This is a genomic window from Sporosarcina ureae (assembly GCF_002109325.1).
GTDB lineage: Bacteria > Bacillota > Bacilli > Bacillales_A > Planococcaceae > Sporosarcina > Sporosarcina ureae_C.
On the sequence record NZ_CP015348.1, the window covers coordinates 420,200 to 442,148 of the forward strand.

Annotated in this window: 23 protein-coding genes, 1 pseudogene and 1 other annotated feature; of the genes and pseudogenes, 7 read left to right on the forward strand and 17 right to left on the reverse strand. The window is 40.1% G+C overall.

Features of this window, described 5'->3' with window-relative positions:
- Positions 1-4 precede the first annotated feature (4 nt).
- Both SporoP32a_RS02170 and SporoP32a_RS02175 read right to left on the reverse strand, forming a co-directional pair.
- On the reverse strand, positions 5-451 hold the full coding sequence (locus SporoP32a_RS02170; RefSeq protein ID WP_085426415.1) for a PilW family protein: 447 nt from the start codon (positions 449-451) through the stop codon (positions 5-7).
- A complete protein-coding gene (locus tag SporoP32a_RS02175) occupies positions 448-903 on the reverse strand; it encodes a type IV pilus modification PilV family protein (RefSeq protein WP_085426416.1) in 456 nt (151 codons plus the stop codon). Before SporoP32a_RS02175 ends, SporoP32a_RS02170 begins: the two co-directional genes overlap by 4 nt.
- A gap of 626 nt (positions 904-1,529) precedes the next feature.
- On the opposite strand from SporoP32a_RS02175, the gene SporoP32a_RS02180 reads away from it, so the two are divergent.
- From SporoP32a_RS02180 to SporoP32a_RS02190, 3 genes are read left to right on the forward strand one after another with little or no spacing between them, the layout of a single operon-like run.
- A complete protein-coding gene (locus SporoP32a_RS02180; protein WP_198166207.1) occupies positions 1,530-1,988 on the forward strand; it encodes a type IV pilus modification PilV family protein in 459 nt (152 codons plus the stop codon).
- The gene (locus tag SporoP32a_RS02185) at positions 1,981-2,484 is read left to right on the forward strand and encodes a type II secretion system protein (RefSeq protein ID WP_085426418.1); all 504 of its coding nucleotides are present in this window, start codon (positions 1,981-1,983) and stop codon (positions 2,482-2,484) included. The genes SporoP32a_RS02180 and SporoP32a_RS02185 overlap by 8 nt, the downstream gene beginning before the upstream one ends.
- Positions 2,481-4,244: a hypothetical protein gene (locus tag SporoP32a_RS02190; RefSeq protein ID WP_085426419.1), complete on the forward strand. Its 1,764-nt coding sequence runs from the start codon at positions 2,481-2,483 to the stop codon at positions 4,242-4,244. The genes SporoP32a_RS02185 and SporoP32a_RS02190 overlap by 4 nt, the downstream gene beginning before the upstream one ends.
- Here the strand turns inward: SporoP32a_RS02190 and SporoP32a_RS02195 are convergent.
- Positions 4,241-5,464 (reverse strand): bifunctional folylpolyglutamate synthase/dihydrofolate synthase, encoded by a 1,224-nt coding sequence (locus SporoP32a_RS02195; RefSeq protein WP_085426420.1) that lies wholly within the window; start codon positions 5,462-5,464, stop codon positions 4,241-4,243. The genes SporoP32a_RS02190 and SporoP32a_RS02195 overlap by 4 nt on opposite strands.
- A 59-nt stretch (positions 5,465-5,523) precedes the next feature.
- On the opposite strand from SporoP32a_RS02195, the gene SporoP32a_RS02200 reads away from it, so the two are divergent.
- From SporoP32a_RS02200 to SporoP32a_RS02215, 4 genes are all read left to right on the forward strand, one after another.
- Complete coding sequence (locus SporoP32a_RS02200; RefSeq protein WP_085426421.1) at positions 5,524-6,390, forward strand: ATP-grasp domain-containing protein; 867 nt, start codon at positions 5,524-5,526, stop codon at positions 6,388-6,390.
- Positions 6,387-7,172, forward strand: a complete 786-nt coding sequence (locus SporoP32a_RS02205; RefSeq protein ID WP_085426422.1) for an ATP-grasp domain-containing protein — start codon at positions 6,387-6,389, stop codon at positions 7,170-7,172. The genes SporoP32a_RS02200 and SporoP32a_RS02205 overlap by 4 nt, the downstream gene beginning before the upstream one ends.
- 2 nt (positions 7,173-7,174) lie before the next feature.
- Positions 7,175-8,089 carry an MBL fold metallo-hydrolase gene (locus tag SporoP32a_RS02210; protein WP_085428959.1) on the forward strand — a complete coding sequence of 305 codons (915 nt, stop codon included), beginning with the start codon at positions 7,175-7,177 and terminating at the stop codon, positions 8,087-8,089.
- A gap of 157 nt (positions 8,090-8,246) precedes the next feature.
- The gene (locus SporoP32a_RS02215) at positions 8,247-8,831 is read left to right on the forward strand and encodes a helix-turn-helix domain-containing protein (RefSeq protein ID WP_085426423.1); all 585 of its coding nucleotides are present in this window, start codon (positions 8,247-8,249) and stop codon (positions 8,829-8,831) included.
- A 57-nt stretch (positions 8,832-8,888) separates the two neighbouring features.
- On the opposite strand, the gene SporoP32a_RS02220 is transcribed toward SporoP32a_RS02215, so the two are convergent.
- The 14 genes and pseudogenes from SporoP32a_RS02220 to hemC form a co-directional block, all read right to left on the reverse strand.
- A complete protein-coding gene (locus SporoP32a_RS02220; protein ID WP_085428960.1) occupies positions 8,889-9,482 on the reverse strand; it encodes a dienelactone hydrolase family protein in 594 nt (197 codons plus the stop codon).
- 101 nt (positions 9,483-9,583) lie between these two features.
- Positions 9,584-9,895 (reverse strand): hypothetical protein, encoded by a 312-nt coding sequence (locus SporoP32a_RS02225; protein WP_085426424.1) that lies wholly within the window; start codon positions 9,893-9,895, stop codon positions 9,584-9,586.
- A gap of 79 nt (positions 9,896-9,974) precedes the next feature.
- Entirely contained in the window at positions 9,975-10,424 is a 450-nt protein-coding gene (locus tag SporoP32a_RS02230; RefSeq protein WP_085426425.1) for a hypothetical protein, read from the reverse strand.
- A gap of 54 nt (positions 10,425-10,478) precedes the next feature.
- The gene (locus SporoP32a_RS02235) at positions 10,479-10,997 is read right to left on the reverse strand and encodes a hypothetical protein (RefSeq protein WP_085426426.1); all 519 of its coding nucleotides are present in this window, start codon (positions 10,995-10,997) and stop codon (positions 10,479-10,481) included.
- 61 nt (positions 10,998-11,058) lie between these two features.
- Positions 11,059-11,583: a GrpB family protein gene (locus SporoP32a_RS02240; protein WP_085426427.1), complete on the reverse strand. Its 525-nt coding sequence runs from the start codon at positions 11,581-11,583 to the stop codon at positions 11,059-11,061.
- A gap of 70 nt (positions 11,584-11,653) precedes the next feature.
- The gene (locus SporoP32a_RS02245) at positions 11,654-12,685 is read right to left on the reverse strand and encodes a S66 family peptidase (RefSeq protein WP_085426428.1); all 1,032 of its coding nucleotides are present in this window, start codon (positions 12,683-12,685) and stop codon (positions 11,654-11,656) included.
- A 52-nt stretch (positions 12,686-12,737) separates the two neighbouring features.
- A complete protein-coding gene (locus SporoP32a_RS02250; RefSeq protein ID WP_085426429.1) occupies positions 12,738-13,334 on the reverse strand; it encodes a class I SAM-dependent DNA methyltransferase in 597 nt (198 codons plus the stop codon).
- Positions 13,335-13,373: 39 nt separating this feature from the next.
- A pseudogene (locus SporoP32a_RS02255) lies at positions 13,374-13,861 on the reverse strand (GNAT family N-acetyltransferase).
- Positions 13,862-14,066: 205 nt separating this feature from the next.
- On the reverse strand, positions 14,067-16,712 hold the full coding sequence (locus tag SporoP32a_RS02260) for a valine--tRNA ligase (protein WP_085426430.1): 2,646 nt from the start codon (positions 16,710-16,712) through the stop codon (positions 14,067-14,069).
- 53 nt (positions 16,713-16,765) lie between these two features.
- Positions 16,766-16,984: a binding site (T-box leader), on the reverse strand.
- 228 nt (positions 16,985-17,212) lie between these two features.
- On the reverse strand, positions 17,213-17,848 hold the full coding sequence (locus SporoP32a_RS02270) for a hypothetical protein (RefSeq protein WP_085426432.1): 636 nt from the start codon (positions 17,846-17,848) through the stop codon (positions 17,213-17,215).
- Positions 17,849-17,977: 129 nt separating this feature from the next.
- Positions 17,978-19,273 (reverse strand): glutamate-1-semialdehyde 2,1-aminomutase, encoded by a 1,296-nt coding sequence (gene hemL, locus SporoP32a_RS02275; protein ID WP_085426433.1) that lies wholly within the window; start codon positions 19,271-19,273, stop codon positions 17,978-17,980.
- 1 nt (position 19,274) lies between these two features.
- Entirely contained in the window at positions 19,275-20,255 is a 981-nt protein-coding gene (gene hemB / locus SporoP32a_RS02280; protein ID WP_085426434.1) for a porphobilinogen synthase, read from the reverse strand.
- Positions 20,252-21,016: a uroporphyrinogen-III synthase gene (locus tag SporoP32a_RS02285; protein WP_085426435.1), complete on the reverse strand. Its 765-nt coding sequence runs from the start codon at positions 21,014-21,016 to the stop codon at positions 20,252-20,254. Before SporoP32a_RS02285 ends, hemB begins: the two co-directional genes overlap by 4 nt.
- Positions 21,009-21,938 carry a hydroxymethylbilane synthase gene (hemC, locus tag SporoP32a_RS02290; RefSeq protein WP_085426436.1) on the reverse strand — a complete coding sequence of 310 codons (930 nt, stop codon included), beginning with the start codon at positions 21,936-21,938 and terminating at the stop codon, positions 21,009-21,011. Before hemC ends, SporoP32a_RS02285 begins: the two co-directional genes overlap by 8 nt.
- Positions 21,939-21,949 lie beyond the last annotated feature (11 nt).

Genomic DNA, 21,949 nt, shown 5'->3' on the forward strand with positions numbered 1-21,949 from the left:
CAACCTATCTTATCGAAATTGTTGTCTCAGCTTTTATTTTATCTCTTCCAAATTCATTGTTGCCAAGTACTTCAATTTTTAAAGAGTTACCCTCATCAAAAGATTTCACTTTAAAATCTTTTATATTATCGGCAAACACTTCATCATTTTTTAGTAACGCATTATCTTCAAGTCTATAGGTATCTGTCCCTTTCCCTGTGCTTGTATTAATTTTTAATACATCGTTTTCATAAACTATGAAATTATTTTCCACTCTAATCTCTTTAGTTAAATACTTTATTACAAACTGTATATTTTGCTGATGTACAGTTTGTTCTCTTTGTATATCATACTCTTTTGTACCAGAAAAATAGACTCCAAAAACCATTAATCCTACGAAAGATAAAATAACAAGAACAGCTAACAACTCGACGAGTGTAACTCCTTCTTGACTTTTTAAACGCTTTGTCATTGGCCCTCCTCCCACCATAAAATCGTTTCCATTTGAGCCCTTGGTTTTGAATTAATTTCATCATTTGGTTTGAATACTTTTACAATCACACGTGAAGTGTTACTAGGCAAACTACGATCGCTATTTGGTTTACTGAAATAAATTAAAACTTTATATAGTTGGTTGTTGTTTTCTTTTGAAGCATAAGTGTCTGAGTCAGCTCCACGTATATATTTTCCATTTACTAAAACATCATCTGCAGCTTCAAAGGTTTTACTATTAGTTTTAATCTGAATAATTTCTTCCATCGTAGTTTGAGCAATATATGTTGCATCCATTACTTCATCTGATGCTTTATTCTGTTTAGCTACTGTTGGAAAAATCGCCAAGAATGAAATAATTATTATGGATAACAATACTAATGAAGCCAAGACCTCTACAAGTGTCATACCTTTTTCTCTATTATCCTCCATAACGTCTCTCCCTTATTTCAATTCATCACCAAATTTTACTACTCAACTAAAACTAAATACCTTGCTATGAATATATCACTCTATAAAACCTATTCTATTAAGTCTATTGTCTCATTAAAGTACTCATTATGTAAAGAGAGCTAACGGCTGCATAAACATTTTCTTGATATATTTAAATCTAACTATACTTATGAAATCGATAGCATTTCCCCCAAATAATTCATCCCCAGCAAATCGAAGTAAGCATATTTTAGAGGTTAATAGTTGTCTCGTTATTCACGAATCGATAATAAGTTTCAATACTTACCCGTAACTAAGATTAACTAGCATTTCATTGGACATTCACATTTAAAGTGGATATATCTTTTCCGTCAATAGAAAGTAAATTATGCATACCTTAGTGATTATTAAACCAAATAGATCAAAAGATACATCTCATTGATCCGTAATCATAAAAAGACTATGTTAATAAACCAAAACTACCTAGTTACTACATTTTACAATAATTTTATAAGTAAATAGTTATGGATATAACGAAAAATTATGCTACTATACTTGTAACAAATATATTAATAGGTACATAGATAAAAATATCTGACTTGGTAAGTATAAGGGAGAGGGTTCATGTGCAGCGACAAGAAGGTTTTACGCTAGTTGAAGTAATTGCTTCACTTATGATTATTAGCATTATTTTGCTAAGTTTCTTTCCATTACTCATCACAGCAAAGAAGACTTCCGTCATGAATGTGGACAAGCTCGTTATGATTCAACTTGCCCAAGCCTCATTGGACCGCCTCAAGTTAGACCCTTATGGCTACATTGAAATTCCATCAAGTAATCCACCTTACCTTTTTAAAAATAATCGAGCTGGGACTTTCACATATACCTATAGCCAATGCAAGACAAATGATTGTCGAGATGCATACCGAATAGCTCTTAACGAAAGAATCTACTATATAGAAGTAACAGCGACACAGAATAGAGCTGAAAGCGATAGTAAGCTTATAAACATCATTACAACAATTAAGGATGAAGCGCAAAAGAAAAACTATTCAGTAGAAGGGTACGTGATAGTTTATGACTAATATTCGTAACCAACGTGGCCTAACCTTAGTTGAACTTCTCGCTACACTTGCCATTATAGGAATGATTACTACGATTGCTTTCTCTATTTTGATGAGCGGTATAAAGACTTCAGAAAATATTCAAATAGAGACAGCTCTACGAAATGAAGCGGACTATTTGATGACTTCATTTATAAGAGAACTCTACACTACAAAAGAGTCCGAAATCAGTGCTACTAAACTCCCTGCAGCGAAAACCACTGACTACTATTTACAAACAGAGAATGGTAAAAGAACTGGTTTCATAAACAATCAAATCGTCATTGCAGACGTAATACAACAAATCTCGGATCCAAAGATTGTATTGTCACCTTCCAAAATCGCTAGGATTGATAATGACGGTCAATATGAAATTACGCTTCGATTGAAAATGACTGGCGCAAGGCCTAAAGAGATGAGTTTCGTAAATGTAGTGCGATCAATTGATGATTTAAAAAAGAAGGTGGACAATGAATGATTAGATATCTGCGGAATGAACGTGGCTATGCACTTCTTCTTACTTTGTTGATTCTTATTATGTTCAGTATTCTCGGGATGAGCGTACTTGCAATGTCTACTCAAGGTATTAAACAAAATGCTTATCGTGCTGATGATACACAAGCGATTGCCCAATCTGAAAAAGGAATTGATCGTATCGTTGCTGATATTAACACGGAGTTAACGAGTAAATTAGGTGTGGACGGTTTATCATCAGAAAAGTTTAAAATTGTATTAGATGATGTATTAGATAAATATCGATGTGAGAAATCACACATCGTAAGTAATAGCACCTATAACGGAGAATACGATGTCTGTATAGACAAAGAACCTGAGTCTATTCGTAATGAAGACAATACAATCAACGATTTAAGAAAAATCGTAAGTTTCTCTAGTACAGGTTCCTCGAATAATAAAAATAGAAATTTAAATAAAGTAATGGAAATAGGAGCCGAGGCTTTCCCCGAAACAATGAAATATGCACTTGGTACGAATATTTCCTCTAAAACCCCCAAGAATGGAGAAGGTAATTTATATCTTCATGGAGGGTCTGAAATTACAGGAGATTTGAAAGTGGATGGGAATTTGATAGTAAAAGATAGCGGAGTTGCGGGGTATGCATGGGTTTCAAGTGTGCTGCCGACAACAAAGCCTTCCCCTGGGTCCTCTTCTTCAAAGTTAGTGCTAGGTAAAAGCATGTATTTTATAAGTAATTTAACTTTAAATCAAACGAATTATACAAATCATATTAATAGAGATATCTTTAACACCTCTGCTTATACAGAGCGAACTGATATTAAAACATTATTTTTACCCAACTCTTCACCACGTATTGTTAAAAGAGAACAGATATCGCCTGATATTGGTATAATCACGCAAAAACCAAATTATTTTTATGACCACACATCTACTTCCGCTTTAAAAATACTTGCAGATAAAAGCTCCACAGGTTTTTCTGGTACTACATTTAGCAATTATTCGAATTCATCTTCCGTTGTGCCCATAAAAGGTAGTATAAAGTTTCCTACTGCATTTGGAGATTTTTCGATAAAGGACAAAAATTCATTTGGACAACTCGCATCAAGTGGTCATGTGAAAATAAATACTGGCGACCATACATTTACAAAAGGTTTATATGTAGCTAAAACTTTGGACATAGGAAAGTTTGGCAGCAATCGTGAGACAGAGCAAAATCCTAGGGAAAACATTACAATAGACGGACCCATGTACATTGATGGTGATCTCACGATGAGAAACGTAAATTTAAAAGGAAATACGCTAATTTACGTTAATGGCGATGTTAGTATTCGGTTTTCCACCTTAGAAGGAAAAGATCTAGGAAATAAAAAAACGGGTACAGTTATTATCTTTGCTACAGGCGACATTTCTATGTCCAATATTTCTGCTTATAGCGATACACCAAGCTTAATAAAAGGTTTTTTCTACAGTCAGAGTAATATTGAGATGTACGGTACCGGTTCTAACGTTAAAGTAGAAGGAGGTATTTCTGCTAAGCGAATAGTATTTAATGCAATTAGAGGAAAAGCTTTTAGTAACGGTACGTACGAGAGTGCAAAAACTCAGCCAGACAAACCTTCTAGACTACAAGTAGTTTATGATACGGAAATCATTGAGAATTTCCTGAAGCTCAATAAACCCGAACCTATTATCACCAAAATAGATCCTGCCGTCGAGAAAGAAAGAATATTAACAAACGTAAAGAAACAGCCTGGCAATTAAGCCAAGCTGTTTTTCTTTTCCATTAAACTACTCAACAAATACAACGATCCTACAACTACCTGCAATGAATCTTTCACACCCATGTCCACTTCCTCAAACGAAACTACCCTACTGTTCTTCATTGAACAAACCGCCTGCAAGTCATCAGCTCTAGCAGCCTGCTCATGCGGAAAATCAACAAACGTAAAACTATTAGCTATCGGCGCCAATATATCTAAAGTAGCTTTATAGTCCTTCGTATTCAACATCCCCACAACCCAGTCCACTTTCTGCCCAGGAAACTGCTCTTCAATCGTCTTCACCAACATACGTGCCGCAGCTGGATTATGCGCTCCGTCGATATAGACATTTTCAGCAATCTTCTGGAATCGAAACGGCAGTGAAACATGCGCAATAGCATCAGCGACTTTGTCTTGTTTTAAAGGTACACCTGCCAATGATAGTGCTTCTAAAGCCACTGCGTGATTGATCGCTTGATGTGGCCCTTTCATATTTCGAACGGGAATTTCAAAAGTAGACATACCACTAAACGTCTCTGTCTCCCCTGATTTCATTATGAATTCTTCTCCATATGTCCTTACCAAACTTTTATACTTCTTCGCTTCAGCCAGCACAACTTCTTTCGCGTCTTCTGGCAACTCCCCTATGACTACAGGAATATATGGTTTAATGATGCCCGCTTTGTGCGCTGCAATTTTCTCTACGCTGTCTCCAAGAAATCCTGTATGGTCGAGCGCAATTGACGTGATGACCGATACTAAAGGCGTCATGACATTGGTACTGTCGAGTCTTCCGCCCATGCCTGTCTCAATTAATACATAATCCGGGTCCGCGTTACGGAATGCCAAAAAAGCCGCCACTGTCAATAATTCAAAGTCCGTCAGCATGCCGCTCAATCCTGCTGCTTCCATTTCCTCAAACACATACTCGAGCTCTTCTTGTGTAATCGGCTTTCCATTGATTCGAATCTGATCATGTACGTCGAGGATTGCGGGTGAAGAAAATACACCCGTTTCAAATCCATGTGCCTGTAGGATTGCTTCCATTACCGCAATCGTTGAACCTTTACCGTTTGTACCTGCCACATGAATAATCCGTAGCTCCTTCTCGGGATTCAACACACATGCCAATGCCTCTTCTATCGCGTCTAACCCTGGTTTAATCGAGTCATCACTCATAAGTTCAAATTGTTTTTTGTATTCGTCAAGTTTTGGAATCAAAGAAATTCCTCCTGTGTTAAAATTAAGTTATATACAGTATAGCAAAGGTGGCGTCCCGATTGAAAAGTTGTTGGGTTATTTATAATGGTAGTTTGACGAGTGATAAATTCGAGGATCAGGCACGACTTGTGCAAGAAGCGGCAGAACGTGCAGGTGTGACAGCGAAAACCCTGAAAAATTATGAAGTACTGATGGATGTGCAGAACCACATTGCAAATGCACCTGACTTCGTTGTCTTTCTTGATAAAGATACATTGCTTGCAACACATTTGAAAAATTCAGGTATTCCCGTCTTCAATGATCCTGAAGTAATTGAGACGTGTGATAATAAAGCGAAGCAGTATTTGGAGTTGGCAAAACATGGTGTTGCGATGCCGAAGACGATTATCGCACCGAAAGTCTATACGAATTTCACAATTACCGATAGCGGTTATTACGAGCATGTTCTTGAGACACTTGGTTTGCCGATGATTATTAAAGAAGGTCATGGTTCATTCGGTATGAAAGTCTATTTGATTGAGACGAAGGAAGCGTTTGATGAGAAAGTTCATGAACTACGTGGAGTCGATTATGTATTCCAGGAATTTATTGAAAGCAGTCGAGGACGGGATCTCCGCGTCAACATCGTGGGCGATCAGATCATTGCAGCTATGTATCGTCACTCGGAGACAGATTTCCGAGCGAATATTACGAACGGCGGTGTGGCTGAAGTTGTAGAATTGACAGCCGCACAGGAAACCCTTGCGATGGAAGCTGCAAAAGCAGTAGGTGCTGAATTTGCGGGAGTCGATCTGTTATTCGGTCCGGATGAACAGCCTGTAGTCTGTGAAGTCAATGGCGCAGCACATATCCGTAATCTCTTGAACGTCACTGGCATTAACGTAGCTGATGCGATGATCGCGTACATATTGGAGAAGATTAAATGAAAGGTGTAGTCTACTATAATGAAGAGGAAGCGAAACGGAATCAGGCGTTTATCGAAGACTTATTGAAAGAAGCGACTAACACCGGTATAGAATTAAAACTGATAACCGTGCCGCCTACTGAACCTCTAGACTTCATTTTATTCCGAGACCGTCATCCTGATTTGTCTTTAGAATTAGAGCAAGCCGGCTATCGCATGTATAACCGAGCGAGTGTTCAAAAGATCGCCAATGATAAATTGCGTACATTTGAGCTCGCAACTTTGCTAGGTATTCCAGCAGTTCCCACATTCAGAGCGGATCGACTTCCACAATTGCCTTTCATATTGAAAACTCGTGGGGGTCATGGTGGAAGCGAAGTGTTTTTATGTGAATCAACGCAACAAGTTGAAGAAGTGTTGAATCAATATAATTCTGACGAGCTAATCGCGCAGCCTTTCATTGAATCCAATGCAACTGACGTCCGTGTATTTATGCTCGGCAACGAAGTTCTTGGAGCTGTGAAACGAACAGGTGCAGAGGATTCATTCAAATCTAATTACGCATTAGGCGGTACAATCGAAAAGTTTACTTTGAACGATTCTCAAACGAAACAAGTCCAAAAGATTTCCCAGGCAATTTCAAGCGATTATATCGGTATTGATTTCATACTTCCTACTGAAGGCGGTTGGTTGCTCAATGAAATTGAAGATCCTGTCGGTGCACGCTCTCTGTATCAAACACATGACTTTTCAGTCGCAAAGAAATTACTCGACTATATTAGTAAACAACTGGGTGATATATGATGATACGAAAACGCTATACGAATTTAGATGATGTAGACACACATAAGACTCTCCGCGATATGATTCGCTGGCAGAAGGAACGCAGCGAGAATAAGAAAGATTTACGCGTCGTGATCGAGCAAGCACCTTCTAAAGAAACAGAAAAACTTTCTATCAATCGATCAGAGACATCGATCACTTGGATTGGGCACTCGACTTTTTTAATTCAGATCAATGGGCTGAATATACTTACTGATCCGGTATGGGCGAAGCGTATGGGATTTCAGAATCGATTGACTGAACCTGGTATTTCTCTTAAAGAGTTACCGGCGATCGACGTCGTATTCATTTCTCACGGCCATTATGATCATCTGGATTTCGCAACGATCAGACGTCTAAAAGGCAATCCTACATATTTTGTTCCAGTTGGATTGAGCAGCAAGTTTAAGATACGTGGATATAAAAAAGTGATTGAAGCGGAATGGTTTGATTCATTTGTGCTTGAGTGCATGACGTTCACGTTCGTACCCGCACAGCACTGGACGAAACGTACATTGACGGACACGAATACTTCTCACTGGGGTGGCTGGATCATCGAAAGTGAACATCATGCCATTTACTTCGTTGGGGATACAGGATACTTCCGTGGATTCCAAGAAATAGCGAAACGTTTTACTATTGATACGGTACTTATACCGATTGGCGCGTATGAGCCCGAATGGTTTATGAAGGAAAGTCACTTAACTCCTGAAGATGCGGTGAAAGGATTTTTAGAAGTAGCGGCCACGACATTCATTCCGATGCATTACGGAGCGTACCACTTGGCAGATGACACGGGTCCAGAAGCGATTGAACGACTGGAAGCGGAGTGGAATAAATTGCAGTTGGATGAAGATCGATTGAAGAAATTACTTATTGGTGAGACATTGTGGATCTGATAAAAAAGAGGCTATCGCAGAACGTCATTTTCCAATGATTCTCTGCGGTAGCTTCTTTTTAGTTGAGGAATGATCCATACTATATAAACTCCACGGAGCGTTTGTTGAAACGAAAGCTGTCTACCCCTATGATTAATATAGAGCAGGAGGGAAAACGATGGGTACAAATAAGGTCGGTGAATTAATTTATAAAGTCCGTAAAGAAAAAGGACTTACACAGAAACAACTGGCTGATCAAATGAACATTTCAGATCGGACCATCTCCAAATGGGAGCGTGGATATGGTTATCCTGATGTCTCGCTACTATCTGATTTATCCGGACTATTAGGCGTCAACATAGAAAATATCTTGGAAGGTGATTTGCTTTCCAATGAATTCATAGGAGGAAATATGAAAAAATCTAAGTACTTTGTCTGTCCATCATGCAATAATATCGTCATGGCAACGGGCGATATTACAATATCTTGCTGCGGCAGAAAACTGGAAGCTCTTGAAGCAAAGAAAGCAATAGATGAAGAAAAATTAACTATAGAAGAAATGGACAATGAACGATTTATTTCAAGTGTTCATCCGATGACAAAAGATCATTATATTTCGTTTATCGCATTCGCCACGGGTGACCAAGTCCAAATCATCAAACAATATCCTGAGTGGAACTTCCAAACAAGACTACCTATACGAAAGCACGGCACATTGCTATGGTACGATACAAAACTCGGTTTTTATTATCAATTGATCTAAGCGAAAATAGACGGCAAAAAAGCACTTCCATCAACGAAGTGCTTTTTTTATGATTTTTTAATTGGCTCTAAAAAATTCTACTGTTTTCATAAATGTAATCTGAGCTAACGCTTTATCATATTCGGTAGCATACGGATCACAAAATCCATGCTGCGCATCAAAAACTTCTATTTCCACATTCGGTTTGTCTAATTTCACTACCATTTCATTCACATCAAACGACTTCTCGGCGCTAGGAAAATAAAGCAATGTCGGACACGTCGGCTGAATCTCCACATAATCTCGAATACGTGATCCATAATATCCGACGATTCCATCTACATCCTTTTCCTCACTGCACGACCAAGCAACTGTAGCCCCTACACTAAATCCTAGGATGAATATTTTCGAGTATTGTTCTTTCATACCCTTCACTAACTCTATTACTTTCTCCGCGCTGTCATCGAAGCCCGCGTATGCCATGAAGTTCTTATAAGCCATTCCTTCTTCAATATAATCGAAAGGGATTACTTGCGGTAATAGATTCGGACAAACTACATCAAAGTTTTGCCTAGACAGTGATTCACATATATCTTGTATAAATAGGTTGATTCCGTATATTTCATGAAGGACAATAACACAACTCGAAGAACCCGTCTGTATTTTCAACATGTCGCTCAAGATGCGCGTTTACCTAAAGTAACCGATTCAATGATCAGAACCGCCACCAAAGCAGATACTACTTTTTTCATCATATCGTATACCTCATTTCTTTACATCTCTTCTTTACTACCATAAAATTCATAAGCGAAATATCCACCTAATAAACCTAATGACGCGCCTAAACTAAACGCAAAGCCTAACGTTATTGGAGAGATCATACTAATAAGCAAACCAAGTATACAACCAATCAACATGCCAAGCGGTATCAAACTGTCCAGTAATGTCTGGGCGCTCGTCGACTTTTTCTTAGCCAAAGCCCCTTGTTTCATTTTATTGTCTAAACGTCTAATGACAAACACCACAATCAGGCCCGCTATTATAATAGGAAGTACAATGCCGAAAATATCTATGATCGTTTGCATACAAGTAGCCCCTTTCTTAAAATGAAACAAATAATTATATTATGTAAAGTATATGGTTTTTCTTCTATACATCTACTTGCTACTCTATTAGCACGTTCCCTACATATTCTACTGTTCCGCTATCCGCGAGAAGATGCAAAACGATAATGTATTCACCTTTTTCTTCAGGCATTGAAAACACTTCGCCATCTACTTCTATATCGGTCTTGATGTCATTTTTAAGAACATAAGCACTAAGCTTCTTAATAGCGAAATCTTGACTCACAAACACGACGCTCACTTCTTGTGCTGCACCATACACTAAAGTTTTCTCTTCTTTTGCGACAGCGAATATATCATCTGTTTTCTTAGTATACAATTGATCTGAATCCCATTCGATATTTACCGCAGCAAGCTTTTCTGTTCCAAGATAGTCTGTGGTATTCATAAGCGTAACATCTGGCGGTGTAAAATCATATTTTTCACCAAGGCAAGCGCTGAATAAAAACGCAGAACATATTACGAAGGCCAACAAGTAGACTGATTTCATAGAACACCTCCATATTAAACACAATTAATCTGTAATCAATATTCGGTACTGTTATTATCTACAAAAATTGGATTTATAGTTCATTAATACATCCTCAATATAATCCCACACAATGACTTCTCCATTATGAACTTCAAAAACTTTACCATGTGTATTATGTCCATCAGATTTCATAGAATTAAAGTTCCCCATGAAATTCTTAACATAAGTAGTAGGATATTTTTTCTCATCCGCGCATCTATTTATCAGATTATCAAGCGTTACAACTCCATATTCACTTTCGACTTGAAAGAATGCTCGTACGATTTTATGGTTATTTTGTTGAGATTTATATGCCCACATGGGAATCTTCGTTCGAGCTTTCCCAGTATCTGCGTTTAATTTTCCAACATCTATACTTTTTAATCTTTTCGGTTCACTATATTCTTGTGAGACTCTGGAAAAGCTATTTGCTATATACTGCATTATTTGTTTCTCCAGTACATCGTCGGCGTTCTCTTTATTGAGTTGCAATGCCAGTTCAAACTTTTCCAGGACATCTTGATTAATTCTACATATGAAATCTTTCTGCATATTAATCCCCCTACATTAATCGCTTTAATTAAGACAAATAAAATTGAGCAATCTTGGAATATTAGCCCCTGTGTTTCACTTCATACCAACTGAGTGCTTCTTCCTCCAGAGCCTTCACAAACAAATTTTTCCCATCTATATAACATTCAATCTCGTCAGGAAACGCGTTAGCCAGTTTCTTTTTCAAGTCTCCATAAAGCTTACTTTTTTCAGAATGAACACGAAGATAATCTCTAACAGCCAAATGACGAGTGATATCATAATGATTGTCTTCTTGAAATACATGGATTTGATGCGTTCTAAGATTTTCACCTTTTCTAAAATAGCGCCGACCTGCAATTCCAAATTCCCCAAGTGCTTCATAACCGATTTCATTCATTTTCACGGTTAAAGCATCCACATTTTCAATACATTTCACTACGGGCAGTATATCGATAATTGGTTTCGCTGCTAACCCTTCAACAGAAGTACTACCTATATGATGAATATCTACTAATTCATCTTTAAAAATAGCAGCTAATTTTTGGGACTCTTTTTCGAAGAGTTTAGGCCACTCTGTATGATAATCAACAACTATCACTCTCATATAATGTCTCCTTAACAATAGATCTTCTAGTCTCCAGGTAGAAAATGGCATCCAACACTAAACATTTTCCTTACTCTACGCCACTTTCAAGAATTGAAAACGTCTTTCGTTCACAATCGATCTCCGCCATCGCCCCATAAGGTAACATAAACTTAGGTTCCGTATGACCAAAATTCAAATTGTACAAGATAGGCAAATGTTCTAAACTGTACTCTTTCATCACCTTACGAATTTCCACTTTATATTCTTCGTAATATTTCTCATCTTGAGGTTTCCCAAAAATAATCCCATTCGCTTTTTGCAATATTCCTTGTGCTGCATAATTTCTCAACCAGTATCGAATAAAATCCGGTTCAGGTTTCTCTTCAGATGTTTCGAAGAACAGAATACTGTCATTCCAGTACGCTGTATCCGGCCAAAGTTCCGTCCCTTTCGCAAACTCCAATACTTCAATGCAGCCACCAATTAGTTGACCTTTTGCAGTACCCGAACCTTGAAGTACCTCATAGCCAGTATTCTGATTCATCGTACGACGGGTATGTTTATTCGTTTCAATCCATTCCAGCCGCTCACTTGTCCAACTTTCTGCTGATTGAATCTCACCGATTATTTCATTCGAAAAGAGAGTTCGATTCACCTTTTCGATCGTATAGGGATCCATCTCCACATTTTCAGCAAAGTCCGTTAAAATAGCCGGTCCATAGAATGAAGAGATACCTGCCTTATGGCAAAACAAATGGGATATGGTGACATCAGAGTATCCACTGAATATCTTCGGATTATTTTGTATGACCGTGAAGTCGATATAAGGAAGCAATCGGATACTATCTTCTCCCCCGATATTCGCAAAAATTGCTTTAATGGTTGGATCACGAAATGCCGTCATCAAATCTTCAGCACGCGCTTGCGGATTCTCATACAGATAGTCTCCTCCCTTCAAACTGTTTGGCATTGGCACTACTTTCAATCCGAACACTTCTTCCAGTCTTTTCACACCTTGTTCATAACGCCACTTGATCTCAGGTTCACCCGCGCCTCCCCATGAGGGACTGACTGTTGCGACGGTATCTCCTGGTTGTAGTTTCATTGGTTTTTTCAGCATATTAAACCTCCCTTTGAATACTTCTTATGATAGAGTTTTGTTTATTAATACATCACTTTCTACTTGTCGAGATCAACATCGTGGCGTCTTCATTCACAAAAATATTCTTCCCACTATAAAAGTTTCTAATTTCAATGTCTTTAAAACCTACTTCTGATAACAGCTGTTTTAATTCTTCGTGTACAAATCCGTTATGAACCTTCGGATGTGTTACTTTTTCATTTTTATCAAAATCAATAATAATCAATTTCCCGTCTTCAGTAAGAACATTATATAATTCCTGTAGTATTTTTTTAGTATCTGGAACATGAAGTAGAACCAATGATACTAAAACAATGTCTGCCTGAAGTTCAGGACTCTCCTGTGTGAAATCCGTATAAAGAACTTTTGCGTTTGTAATTTCACCTCGAGAAATTTTAGCTTGCGCGACTTCCAGCATTTGCTGAGATGAATCTACCAGTAAAATTGACTCTACCAGATCCGCTAATGCTAACCCAACCAATCCCGTACCGCTTCCATAATCAATTAATGATTTTGAACGACTATCTTGTACTTCCGGCTTTACTTCCTCCGCTACAATCCTAGCTAATTCCTTTCGTTCATCCGAATCGTACCTTTTTGCCATTTGCTCAAATACATTTTCCTCCATAGTACACTCTCCTAAATTCGTGATTTCTTCCATCTCATTTCATTCAATGATCAGCACCATCTGAACCGTCTTCAATATATGACCAGCAAAATCCTCATCATATTCCGCAACCATCTTAAATCCTTTTGCTTCATAAAACTGTCTTCCGATCCAATTTTCCTCTTCGACTTCCACAACAACTTCTTTCACACCTTCAAGTTCTTTTATACCTTTTCTTAAAAGAGCTGTTCCTATTCCCTCCCCTTGCTAGCTAGATATAAATAAATCGCTCGTAGCTCTGTCCTACCTGCCTCATCCACCGGAGAAAAATCAACGAACCCAACTACCTCACTCGCGTCTTCTGCAACGAATACATGCGAACCAGCCAAACGCTTCTTCAACATCTCATTACTATACGCCACCCGGAGAAAATCATCCTGAATTTCCCGAGGAATAATTCCCTCATACGTAGTATGCCAACTTTCACTAGCAACATGCTGGACACTTACAACATCTTCATCTTTCATTTCACGCACCACATAGCTCATATAAAATCCCCCTCGCCTATTTCTAAATATTATAAATCCAATTATACCCATAACTCGCCAGTAATACTATCCGTAGCGTATTACTGGATTTCTACTAAAGAATTTTTAAGTCATTGGGTTTGGGTTAATTATCTCTTCTCCTCAACTACTCCAACAAAAAAACCCACTCAACAGCATCACACTGTCAAATGGGTCGTAATTCTCTTTAGATCTCCTTCAGTTCCGCAATACGACGCTCAACCGCCGCATACTTCTCCAAATAATCTGCTTCCTTCGCACGCTCTTCCTCAACAACTGACTCAGGTGCTTTCGCAGTAAAACGTTCATTCGACAACTTGCCTTGAACTCGCTTCACTTCACCTTGCCACTTGCCAAGCTCCTTCGTCAAACGAGCCAGCTCTTCTTCAATATCAATCAATCCCTCAAGTGGCAAATACAACTCTGCCCCTGTCACGACCGCCGACATCGTCTTACCTGGTGCACTCACCTTCACGCCAATCGTCAACGTCTCCGGATTACAGAAACGCTCTAGATAGCTACGGTTTTCTTCCAGTACAGCCACTGTCGTCTCATCTTTCGCCGAAATATACAAATCGACTTTGCGACTCATCGGAGTATTTACTTCAGCGCGAATATTACGTACCGCTTTAATAATATCCACCAACAACTTCATATCCGAAGAGCGAGACTTGTCCATCATCGCTGCGTCCACTTCTGGCCACTTCGCTACTGTGATCGACTCGCCTTCATGCGGAAGGTTCTGCCAAATCTCTTCAGTAATGAACGGCATCAATGGGTGTAATAAACGCATCGTGTGATCTAGAACATGCGCAAGAACCGAACGTGTCATTTTCTTCGCTGCTTCGTCTTCACCGTATAACGGCAACTTCGCCATTTCGATATACCAGTTACAGAAGTCTTCCCAGATGAAGTTATATAACGCGCGGCCCATTTCACCAAACTCATAGCGGTCTGACAAGCTAGTTACTGATTCAATCGTTTCATTCAGACGAGTTAAGATCCATGCATCTGCAACGGATTTTTCTCCTGATAAATCGATTTCTTCATACTTCATTCCATCCATATTCATTAACGCGAAACGGGAAGCATTCCAAATTTTATTGGCAAAGTTCCAAATCGCTTCTACTTTTTCGGTAGAATAACGTAGGTCTTGTCCTGGTGAAGAACCTGTTGCAAGGAAGTAACGCAATGCATCTGCACCGTATTGCTCGATTACGTCCATTGGATCTACACCGTTACCAAGAGATTTAGACATTTTTCGCCCGTCTTCCGCACGTACTAAACCATGGATCAAAACATCTTTGAATGGACGCTCTTCCGTGAATTCAAGTGCTTGGAAGATCATACGAGACACCCAGAAGAAGATAATATCATATCCTGTAACAAGGGCATCCGTTGGGTAATACTTTTTGAACGTTTCGCTATCTACGTCAGGCCAGCCCATTGTCGAGAACGGCCATAGAGCAGATGAGAACCAAGTATCAAGTACGTCATTGTCCTGTGTCCAGTTTTCTGCGTCAGCCGGTGCTTCTTGACCCACATAAATTTCACCTGTTGTGTTGTGATACCAAGCTGGAATACGATGGCCCCACCAAAGTTGACGAGAAATACACCAGTCATGAACATTTTCCATCCAACTTAAATACGTTTTCTCGAAACGCTCAGGCACAAACGTCACTTTTTCTTCTTCATTTTTCTGCAGATTGATCGCTTGCTCGGCAAGTGGCTGCATATTAACGAACCATTGTGTAGAAAGATAAGGCTCCACTACTGCGCCGCTTCGTTCCGAGTGACCGACAGAGTGCATATGTTCTTCGATTTCAAATAACACATTCATCTCTTGTAAATCCTTAACGATTTGCGTACGACATTCGAAACGATCCATACCTTCATACTTACCTGCTAGTTTATTCATCGATCCGTCTTCATTCATCACGAGAATACGTGGTAAGTTATGGCGATTACCTATTTCAAAGTCATTCGGGTCATGCGCTGGTGTAATTTTCACTGCGCCGCTTCCGAAGTCCATTTCTACGTAATCGTCCGCCACGATTGGAATTTCGCGTCCAACGATTGGTAATCTAACCATTTTCCCGATCAAGTGCTTGTAGCGATCGTCTTCTGGATGAACCGCAACAGCCGTATCACCGAGCATCGTTTCGGGACGTGTTGTCGCAATTTCAATTGAACCTGTGCCATCTGTCAATGGGTAACGCATATGATAGAATGCACCTTGCACATCTTTATGGATGACTTCGATATCAGAAATCGCTGTTTTTGTTGCAGGATCCCAGTTGATGATATATTCGCCACGATAAATGAGCTTCTTCTCATACAATTTAACAAACACTTCACGTACCGCTTTTGAAAGACCTTCGTCGAGGGTAAAGCGTTCTTGTGAGTAGTCAAGTGCCAAACCAAGTTTTGCCCACTGTGCGCGGATATGGCTCGCGTATTCTTCTTTCCACTTCCAAGTTTCCTGTACGAAGTTCTCACGTCCAAGATCGTAGCGAGTTTTGCCTTCAGCGCGAAGTTTTTCCTCAACTCTTGCTTGTGTCGCAATTCCCGCATGGTCCATTCCTGGCAACCACAATGCATCATACCCTTGCATACGTTTCATGCGGATGAGCATATCTTGTAACGTTGTATCCCAAGCGTGACCTAAGTGAAGCTTCCCTGTCACGTTCGGTGGTGGAATAACAATCGTGTACGGTTCTTTCTCGCTTTTTACATCCGATTCAAAATACTTGCCTTCAAGCCACCACTCATAACGTCCTTTTTCAACTGCCTGCGGATCGTATTTAGTCGGCATTGTCAATTCATCAGTCATTATAGTTCCTCCTTCAAATAAAAAGGGATACAAAAAAGCCCCACTCATCCCGGTAAAAGGACGAAGGAGCTCGTGGTACCACCTTTATTTATGAACGCTAAAAAGCATTACATCTTCATGATTTGGTAACGGTCTTCACCGGTTCCTGCTACTAAAATTTCACAGAAACTGCTCATAGGGGACTTCCATATGTTGTTCCCAGGTACGTCCCACCTATCGTACCCTCTCTAAAGAAAACGTTTCACATGTACTTGCCTACTCTTCGCATTTATATTCTTATCTTTCATTATTATAAGCGAAGCATACTGTGTCCGTCAACTGAATACTAGTCGATAAGGAAAGGATGGTGAACGATGCGAAAAGGTTATAACCCCTACTTGTTGCCGCCCTGGCTACGGAAAACGAGATTTTACTGTAAAGGCTTTATCATCCCGTTGACCGTGTTCCAATTAGTGCGATTACTTATTGTCCCGACAACCGGAGACATATTATTATTTTGTTTACTCGCTGCTTTGTCTTTCTGCTTCTACAAAAACATTATTTGAATGGAAGATCTTTCTCGTGACATCGTCATCCATTTCGGCGATGTATAAGAGAAAGTCTTCCATTTCATTGTGGACTTGCTCTAGCGCACGATCAGCATTAGCAAGAAACTGCATATGGGAAGTCGATGCAGCCGTCAATTGGGGTTCTGCAGGTTCTTCTACAATTGCAACTGGTTCTTGTACAGGCTCTTGCACGGGTTGTTCCTGCTTCAAGTGAACCGTCCACTCCAAATTTAATCCGCCATCTTCCTGTGATGTAGTTTTAACATCCTGTACTTCCAGTTGCAAGTTTCCATCGAGCTCAGCTGGTAAATCTACATTCAGTGGCACCGCATATTCAAAATATCCTTTGCTGTTCTCCACTTCGACATCATTAATAATCAATAAGTCTTCCGCTGGGAGCTCCACCTGCTTGTCTGCGTCAAACACGACGTTTGCTGCAATATGATAGATCCCTTGCAAACGAATCGCTTCTTCCGTCCGTTCTTCCGTAAAGCCAGGCGTCACCTTTACCTCAGCCGATTCTGCAAATGCCCCGTACTCAGCAGGGAAATAAAAAGATTCTTGTAATGTCCATTGATGCGTCGTCATATTTGCTTCACTCCTTTTCTTAACTCAGGCTACTATATGAAGAAAATACGGAGTTTAGAAGTGAGTATAATGTAGTTTAATAATGAAAATAAAAAAGCGCCAAGCAACTATCTGCCTGACGCTTAGTAATTATCTCTTAAGTTTCGCAAACACTGTATGGAATGCTTCCACAGTTTTCGCGATATGCTCTTCTGTATGAGCTGCTGACAAGAACATTCCTTCGAATTGGGAAGGTGGTAAGAAAATACCTTCTTCCGCCATCAAACGGTAATATTCTGCGAATAGTTCCAAATCAGATGTTTTCGCTTTATCGTAGTTATTGACGCGTTCATTTGTAAAGAAGAACCCAATCATCGAACCTGCACGATTGACAGTATGCGGAATATTATTAGCTTTCGCTGCTGCGCGGAAACCTTCTTCCAATTGATCGCCAAGCTTAATGAAATGTTCATATGTTTTCGGCGTTAACTTTCTCAATGTTTCAATTCCTGCTGTCATCGCTAACGGATTACCAGATAATGTACCTGCCTGATAAATAGTTCCTGCTGGTGCAACATGCTCCATAATCTTGCGTGAACCGCCATACGCTCCTACAGGCAGTCCGCCACCGATTACTTTACCTAGACATGTAATGTCCGGTTTGATGTTGAAATGACCTTGTGCGCATTTATAACCAACACGGAATCCAGTCATCACTTCATCAAAGATGAGTAATGAACCGTTCTCTTCGGTCAAATCACGTAAGCCTTTAAGGAAGCCGTTATCCGGTCCTACAACACCCATGTTTCCTGCAACAGGTTCTACAATAATCGCAGCAAGGTCGTCTCCGTACTCTTTGATAGCCAATTTAACACTTTCCAGGTCGTTATATGGAACCGTAAGCGTGTTTTGCGCAATCGATTCAGGTACTCCAGGGCTATCTGGTAAACCTAATGTAGCGACACCCGATCCCGCTTTAATAAGCAAAGAATCCGCATGTCCGTGGTAGCAACCTTCGAATTTAAGGATTTTATTACGCTTCGTATAGCCACGTGCTAAACGAAGTGCACTCATTGTCGCTTCCGTACCTGAAGATACCATACGTACCATTTCAATTGACGGAACACGGTCGATGACAAGCTCAGCTAATTCATTTTCTAGAAGAGTCGGTGCTCCGAAACTTGTACCAGTTTCAGCTACTTTTTGGATTGCTGATACTACGTCAGGGTGTGTGTGTCCTAGGATTAGAGGACCCCAAGATAAAACGTAGTCAATATATTCATTGCCATCAATATCCTTAATGATCGCCCCTTTACCACTTTCCATAAAGATCGGATCCATATTGACTGATTTGAATGCACGAACTGGTGAGTTGACGCCACCCGGCATTAAATCAACTGCTTTTTTGAATGCTTGTTCAGATTTCGTATATGATTTATGTCCCATATTACTTCTCCTCCAACCAGCGAGCAGCATCTTTTGCATGATACGTCATGATGATATCTGCGCCTGCACGCTTCATACTTGTTAACGTTTCTAGTACAATTTTCTTCTCATCTACCCAGCCGTTTAATGCAGCCGCTTTGACCATTGCGTATTCCCCACTGACGTTGTACGCCACGACAGGCAATAGTACATGATTCTTTACGTCGCGAATGATATCAAGGTAAGACAATGCCGGCTTCACAATAAGGAAGTCTGCACCTTCAAGAATATCGGATTCCGCTTCACGCATAGCTTCCATTCGATTTGCTGGATCCATCTGATACGTTTTACGATCGCCGAATTGTGGAGTGGATTGCGCTGCTTCACGGAATGGACCGTAATAAGCAGATGCATATTTCACCGCATACGACATAATCGGAATGTTCTGGAATCCTGCATCGTCAAGTGCTTGGCGAATGACCGCAACAAATCCGTCCATCATATTCGACGGCGCAATGATATCTGCTCCTGCTTTCGCTTGACTGACTGCCGTCTTCGCAAGCAATACAAGGCTTGCATCGTTATCTACATCATTATCGTGAATAACGCCACAGTGACCGTGATCTGTATACTCGCATAAACATGTATCCGCCACTACAACTAATTTTGGATGACGTTCTTTTACAGCACGTGTAGCACGTTGGATGATTCCCTCATCGTCATACGCTTCAGATCCGGTAGCGTCTTTTTCATTAGGGATACCGAATAAAATAATCGATGAAATACCTAGTTCAACTACTTCATCCGTCTCTTTCAATAATAAATCAATTGAAAACTGATCTACTCCTGGCATCGAAGCGATTGGATTACGTACGTTCTCGCCTTCTGTAACAAAGATAGGATAAATGAAATCCGCTGCTTTAATTTCTGTCTCCCTTACCATCGCACGCACTGTTGGGTGTGTACGAAGTCTACGATGACGCTTAAATTCTATTGGATTCATTCAAATTCTCCCTTTCGTTTGGCTAATTCGTGAACTAGCTCGACTAATGTATACGTTTCAGGTTTGACGTGAACAGGTGCACCTACTTTTAACAATGCACGTTCCGTAACATGTCCGATCGCGCAAACCGTAAAGCCGAACCACGTCGTTTTCGGTGCAATACGTGAAGAGAATACTTCCACCGCTGACGGGCTTGCGAACAAAACAGACACCTGATTTTTATGAAGTATAAAACGACTCAATTTATCTATTTCACTCGTTGCACTTTTTGTCTCATAGACTGTCCATTCCGATACATGAAACGGCAACTCCTCGCGAATCAGACTACCCGCAAGCGTACCTTTCAAAAAGACCACGTGCAACCGTTCTGATTTTTTCGGATTAAACTGTTTGACGAAAACATCTGCACTAAATACGCTCGGTATGAAAGACACGGCAAAACCAAGTTGATCTAGCGCAGCGGCTGTTCGAGTTCCGACCGCAGCAACTTTTCCATTGTACGTATCAGCCGTTACATTGAACCGCAACATTTTCGCACGGAATGCAGCAACTGCTGATTGGCTCGTAAAAATGAGCCAATCAGCTTTCATTGCTTGTTGCAACTTTTGCTGATCAGCCTTCTTCTGTATTTCTCCTACTTGAATAAGTGGAATCGAAATCGGAATGCCACCGTACTTTTTCACGAGTTCAGCAGCTTCCGAAGATTTTGGTGTACCGGTGAAAATAACCGTTTCTCCTGCTAACGGCAATGCGTTACGCATCCATCTCCGCCTTCACTTTCTCGATAACTTCAGTAGCACCTTGGTCACGTAAAATTCTACTGACTTCTTTACCGACTGCAACAGGATCTGTTCCTTTCACCGTTTCACGGAACACTTGAACTGCATCGGGAGACGCGATGAAACCAGTCATTTCCACTTCATTACCATCAAACGTTGCAAATCCTCCGATTGGTACTTGGCAAGAACCATCCATTTCGTTAAGGAACGTACGCTCAGCCTGTAGCTCAATCCATGTTTTCTCATCTGTTAATTTCGCTAGTTCATTTAGCAATTCTGTATCGTCTTCACGACATTCAATTGCTAATGCACCTTGTCCTACAGCTGGAATACAATCTTCGAGCGATAGGTGTTCTGTGACGATGTTATCATCCCAGCCCATACGCTTAAGTCCTGCAGCAGCCAAGAGAATTGCATCATATTCACCATCTTGGAGCTTACGAAGACGTGTGTCAATATTGCCGCGTATCCACTTAATTTCAATATCCGGACGTAACATCAACAACTGTGAACTACGACGTAGACTGGATGTACCGACAACCGCTCCGATTGGTAAGTCCATGAAGCGAACATGGTCATTTGCGATGTACGCATCACGCGGATCTACACGTTTAGGGATACAACCGACAGTCAAGCCGTCAGGAATTACCGCCGGCATGTCCTTCATGCTATGTACGGCAAAATCAATTTCTTTATCAAATAATGCTTGCTGGATCTCTTTTACGAATAATCCTTTACCGCCAACTTTTGACAACATGACGTCCAATATTTGATCGCCTTTCGTCACAATCTCTTTCACTTCAAACTCAAATGGTGCACCCGCTTGCTTCATTTGTTCGATGAACCATTTCGTTTGAGTTAATGCCAGCTTACTTCTACGTGAACCTACAATAATTTTTCTCACAAAACTCTTCC

Excerpts from the sequence above, each read along its gene's own strand:
- hemL (WP_085426433.1), bottom strand. The coding sequence starts at position 19,273 with ATGGGACATAAATCATATACGAAATCTGAACAAGCATTCAAAAAAGCA.
- SporoP32a_RS02245 (WP_085426428.1), bottom strand. The coding sequence starts at position 12,685 with ATGCTGAAAAAACCAATGAAACTACAACCAGGAGATACCGTCGCAACA.
- SporoP32a_RS02285 (WP_085426435.1), bottom strand. The coding sequence starts at position 21,016 with ATGCGTAACGCATTGCCGTTAGCAGGAGAAACGGTTATTTTCACCGGT.
- SporoP32a_RS02215 (WP_085426423.1), top strand. The coding sequence starts at position 8,247 with ATGGGTACAAATAAGGTCGGTGAATTAATTTATAAAGTCCGTAAAGAA.
- SporoP32a_RS02225 (WP_085426424.1), bottom strand. The coding sequence starts at position 9,895 with ATGCAAACGATCATAGATATTTTCGGCATTGTACTTCCTATTATAATA.
- SporoP32a_RS02185 (WP_085426418.1), top strand. The coding sequence starts at position 1,981 with ATGACTAATATTCGTAACCAACGTGGCCTAACCTTAGTTGAACTTCTC.
- hemB (WP_085426434.1), bottom strand. The coding sequence starts at position 20,255 with ATGAATCCAATAGAATTTAAGCGTCATCGTAGACTTCGTACACACCCA.
- SporoP32a_RS02205 (WP_085426422.1), top strand. The coding sequence starts at position 6,387 with ATGAAAGGTGTAGTCTACTATAATGAAGAGGAAGCGAAACGGAATCAG.
- SporoP32a_RS02270 (WP_085426432.1), bottom strand. The coding sequence starts at position 17,848 with ATGACGACGCATCAATGGACATTACAAGAATCTTTTTATTTCCCTGCT.
- SporoP32a_RS02170 (WP_085426415.1), bottom strand. The coding sequence starts at position 451 with ATGACAAAGCGTTTAAAAAGTCAAGAAGGAGTTACACTCGTCGAGTTG.
- SporoP32a_RS02235 (WP_085426426.1), bottom strand. The coding sequence starts at position 10,997 with ATGCAGAAAGATTTCATATGTAGAATTAATCAAGATGTCCTGGAAAAG.
- SporoP32a_RS02220 (WP_085428960.1), bottom strand. The coding sequence starts at position 9,482 with ATGTTGAAAATACAGACGGGTTCTTCGAGTTGTGTTATTGTCCTTCAT.
- SporoP32a_RS02250 (WP_085426429.1), bottom strand. The coding sequence starts at position 13,334 with ATGGAGGAAAATGTATTTGAGCAAATGGCAAAAAGGTACGATTCGGAT.
- SporoP32a_RS02190 (WP_085426419.1), top strand. The coding sequence starts at position 2,481 with ATGATTAGATATCTGCGGAATGAACGTGGCTATGCACTTCTTCTTACT.
- SporoP32a_RS02240 (WP_085426427.1), bottom strand. The coding sequence starts at position 11,583 with ATGAGAGTGATAGTTGTTGATTATCATACAGAGTGGCCTAAACTCTTC.
- SporoP32a_RS02230 (WP_085426425.1), bottom strand. The coding sequence starts at position 10,424 with ATGAAATCAGTCTACTTGTTGGCCTTCGTAATATGTTCTGCGTTTTTA.
- SporoP32a_RS02175 (WP_085426416.1), bottom strand. The coding sequence starts at position 903 with ATGGAGGATAATAGAGAAAAAGGTATGACACTTGTAGAGGTCTTGGCT.
- SporoP32a_RS02260 (WP_085426430.1), bottom strand. The coding sequence starts at position 16,712 with ATGACTGATGAATTGACAATGCCGACTAAATACGATCCGCAGGCAGTT.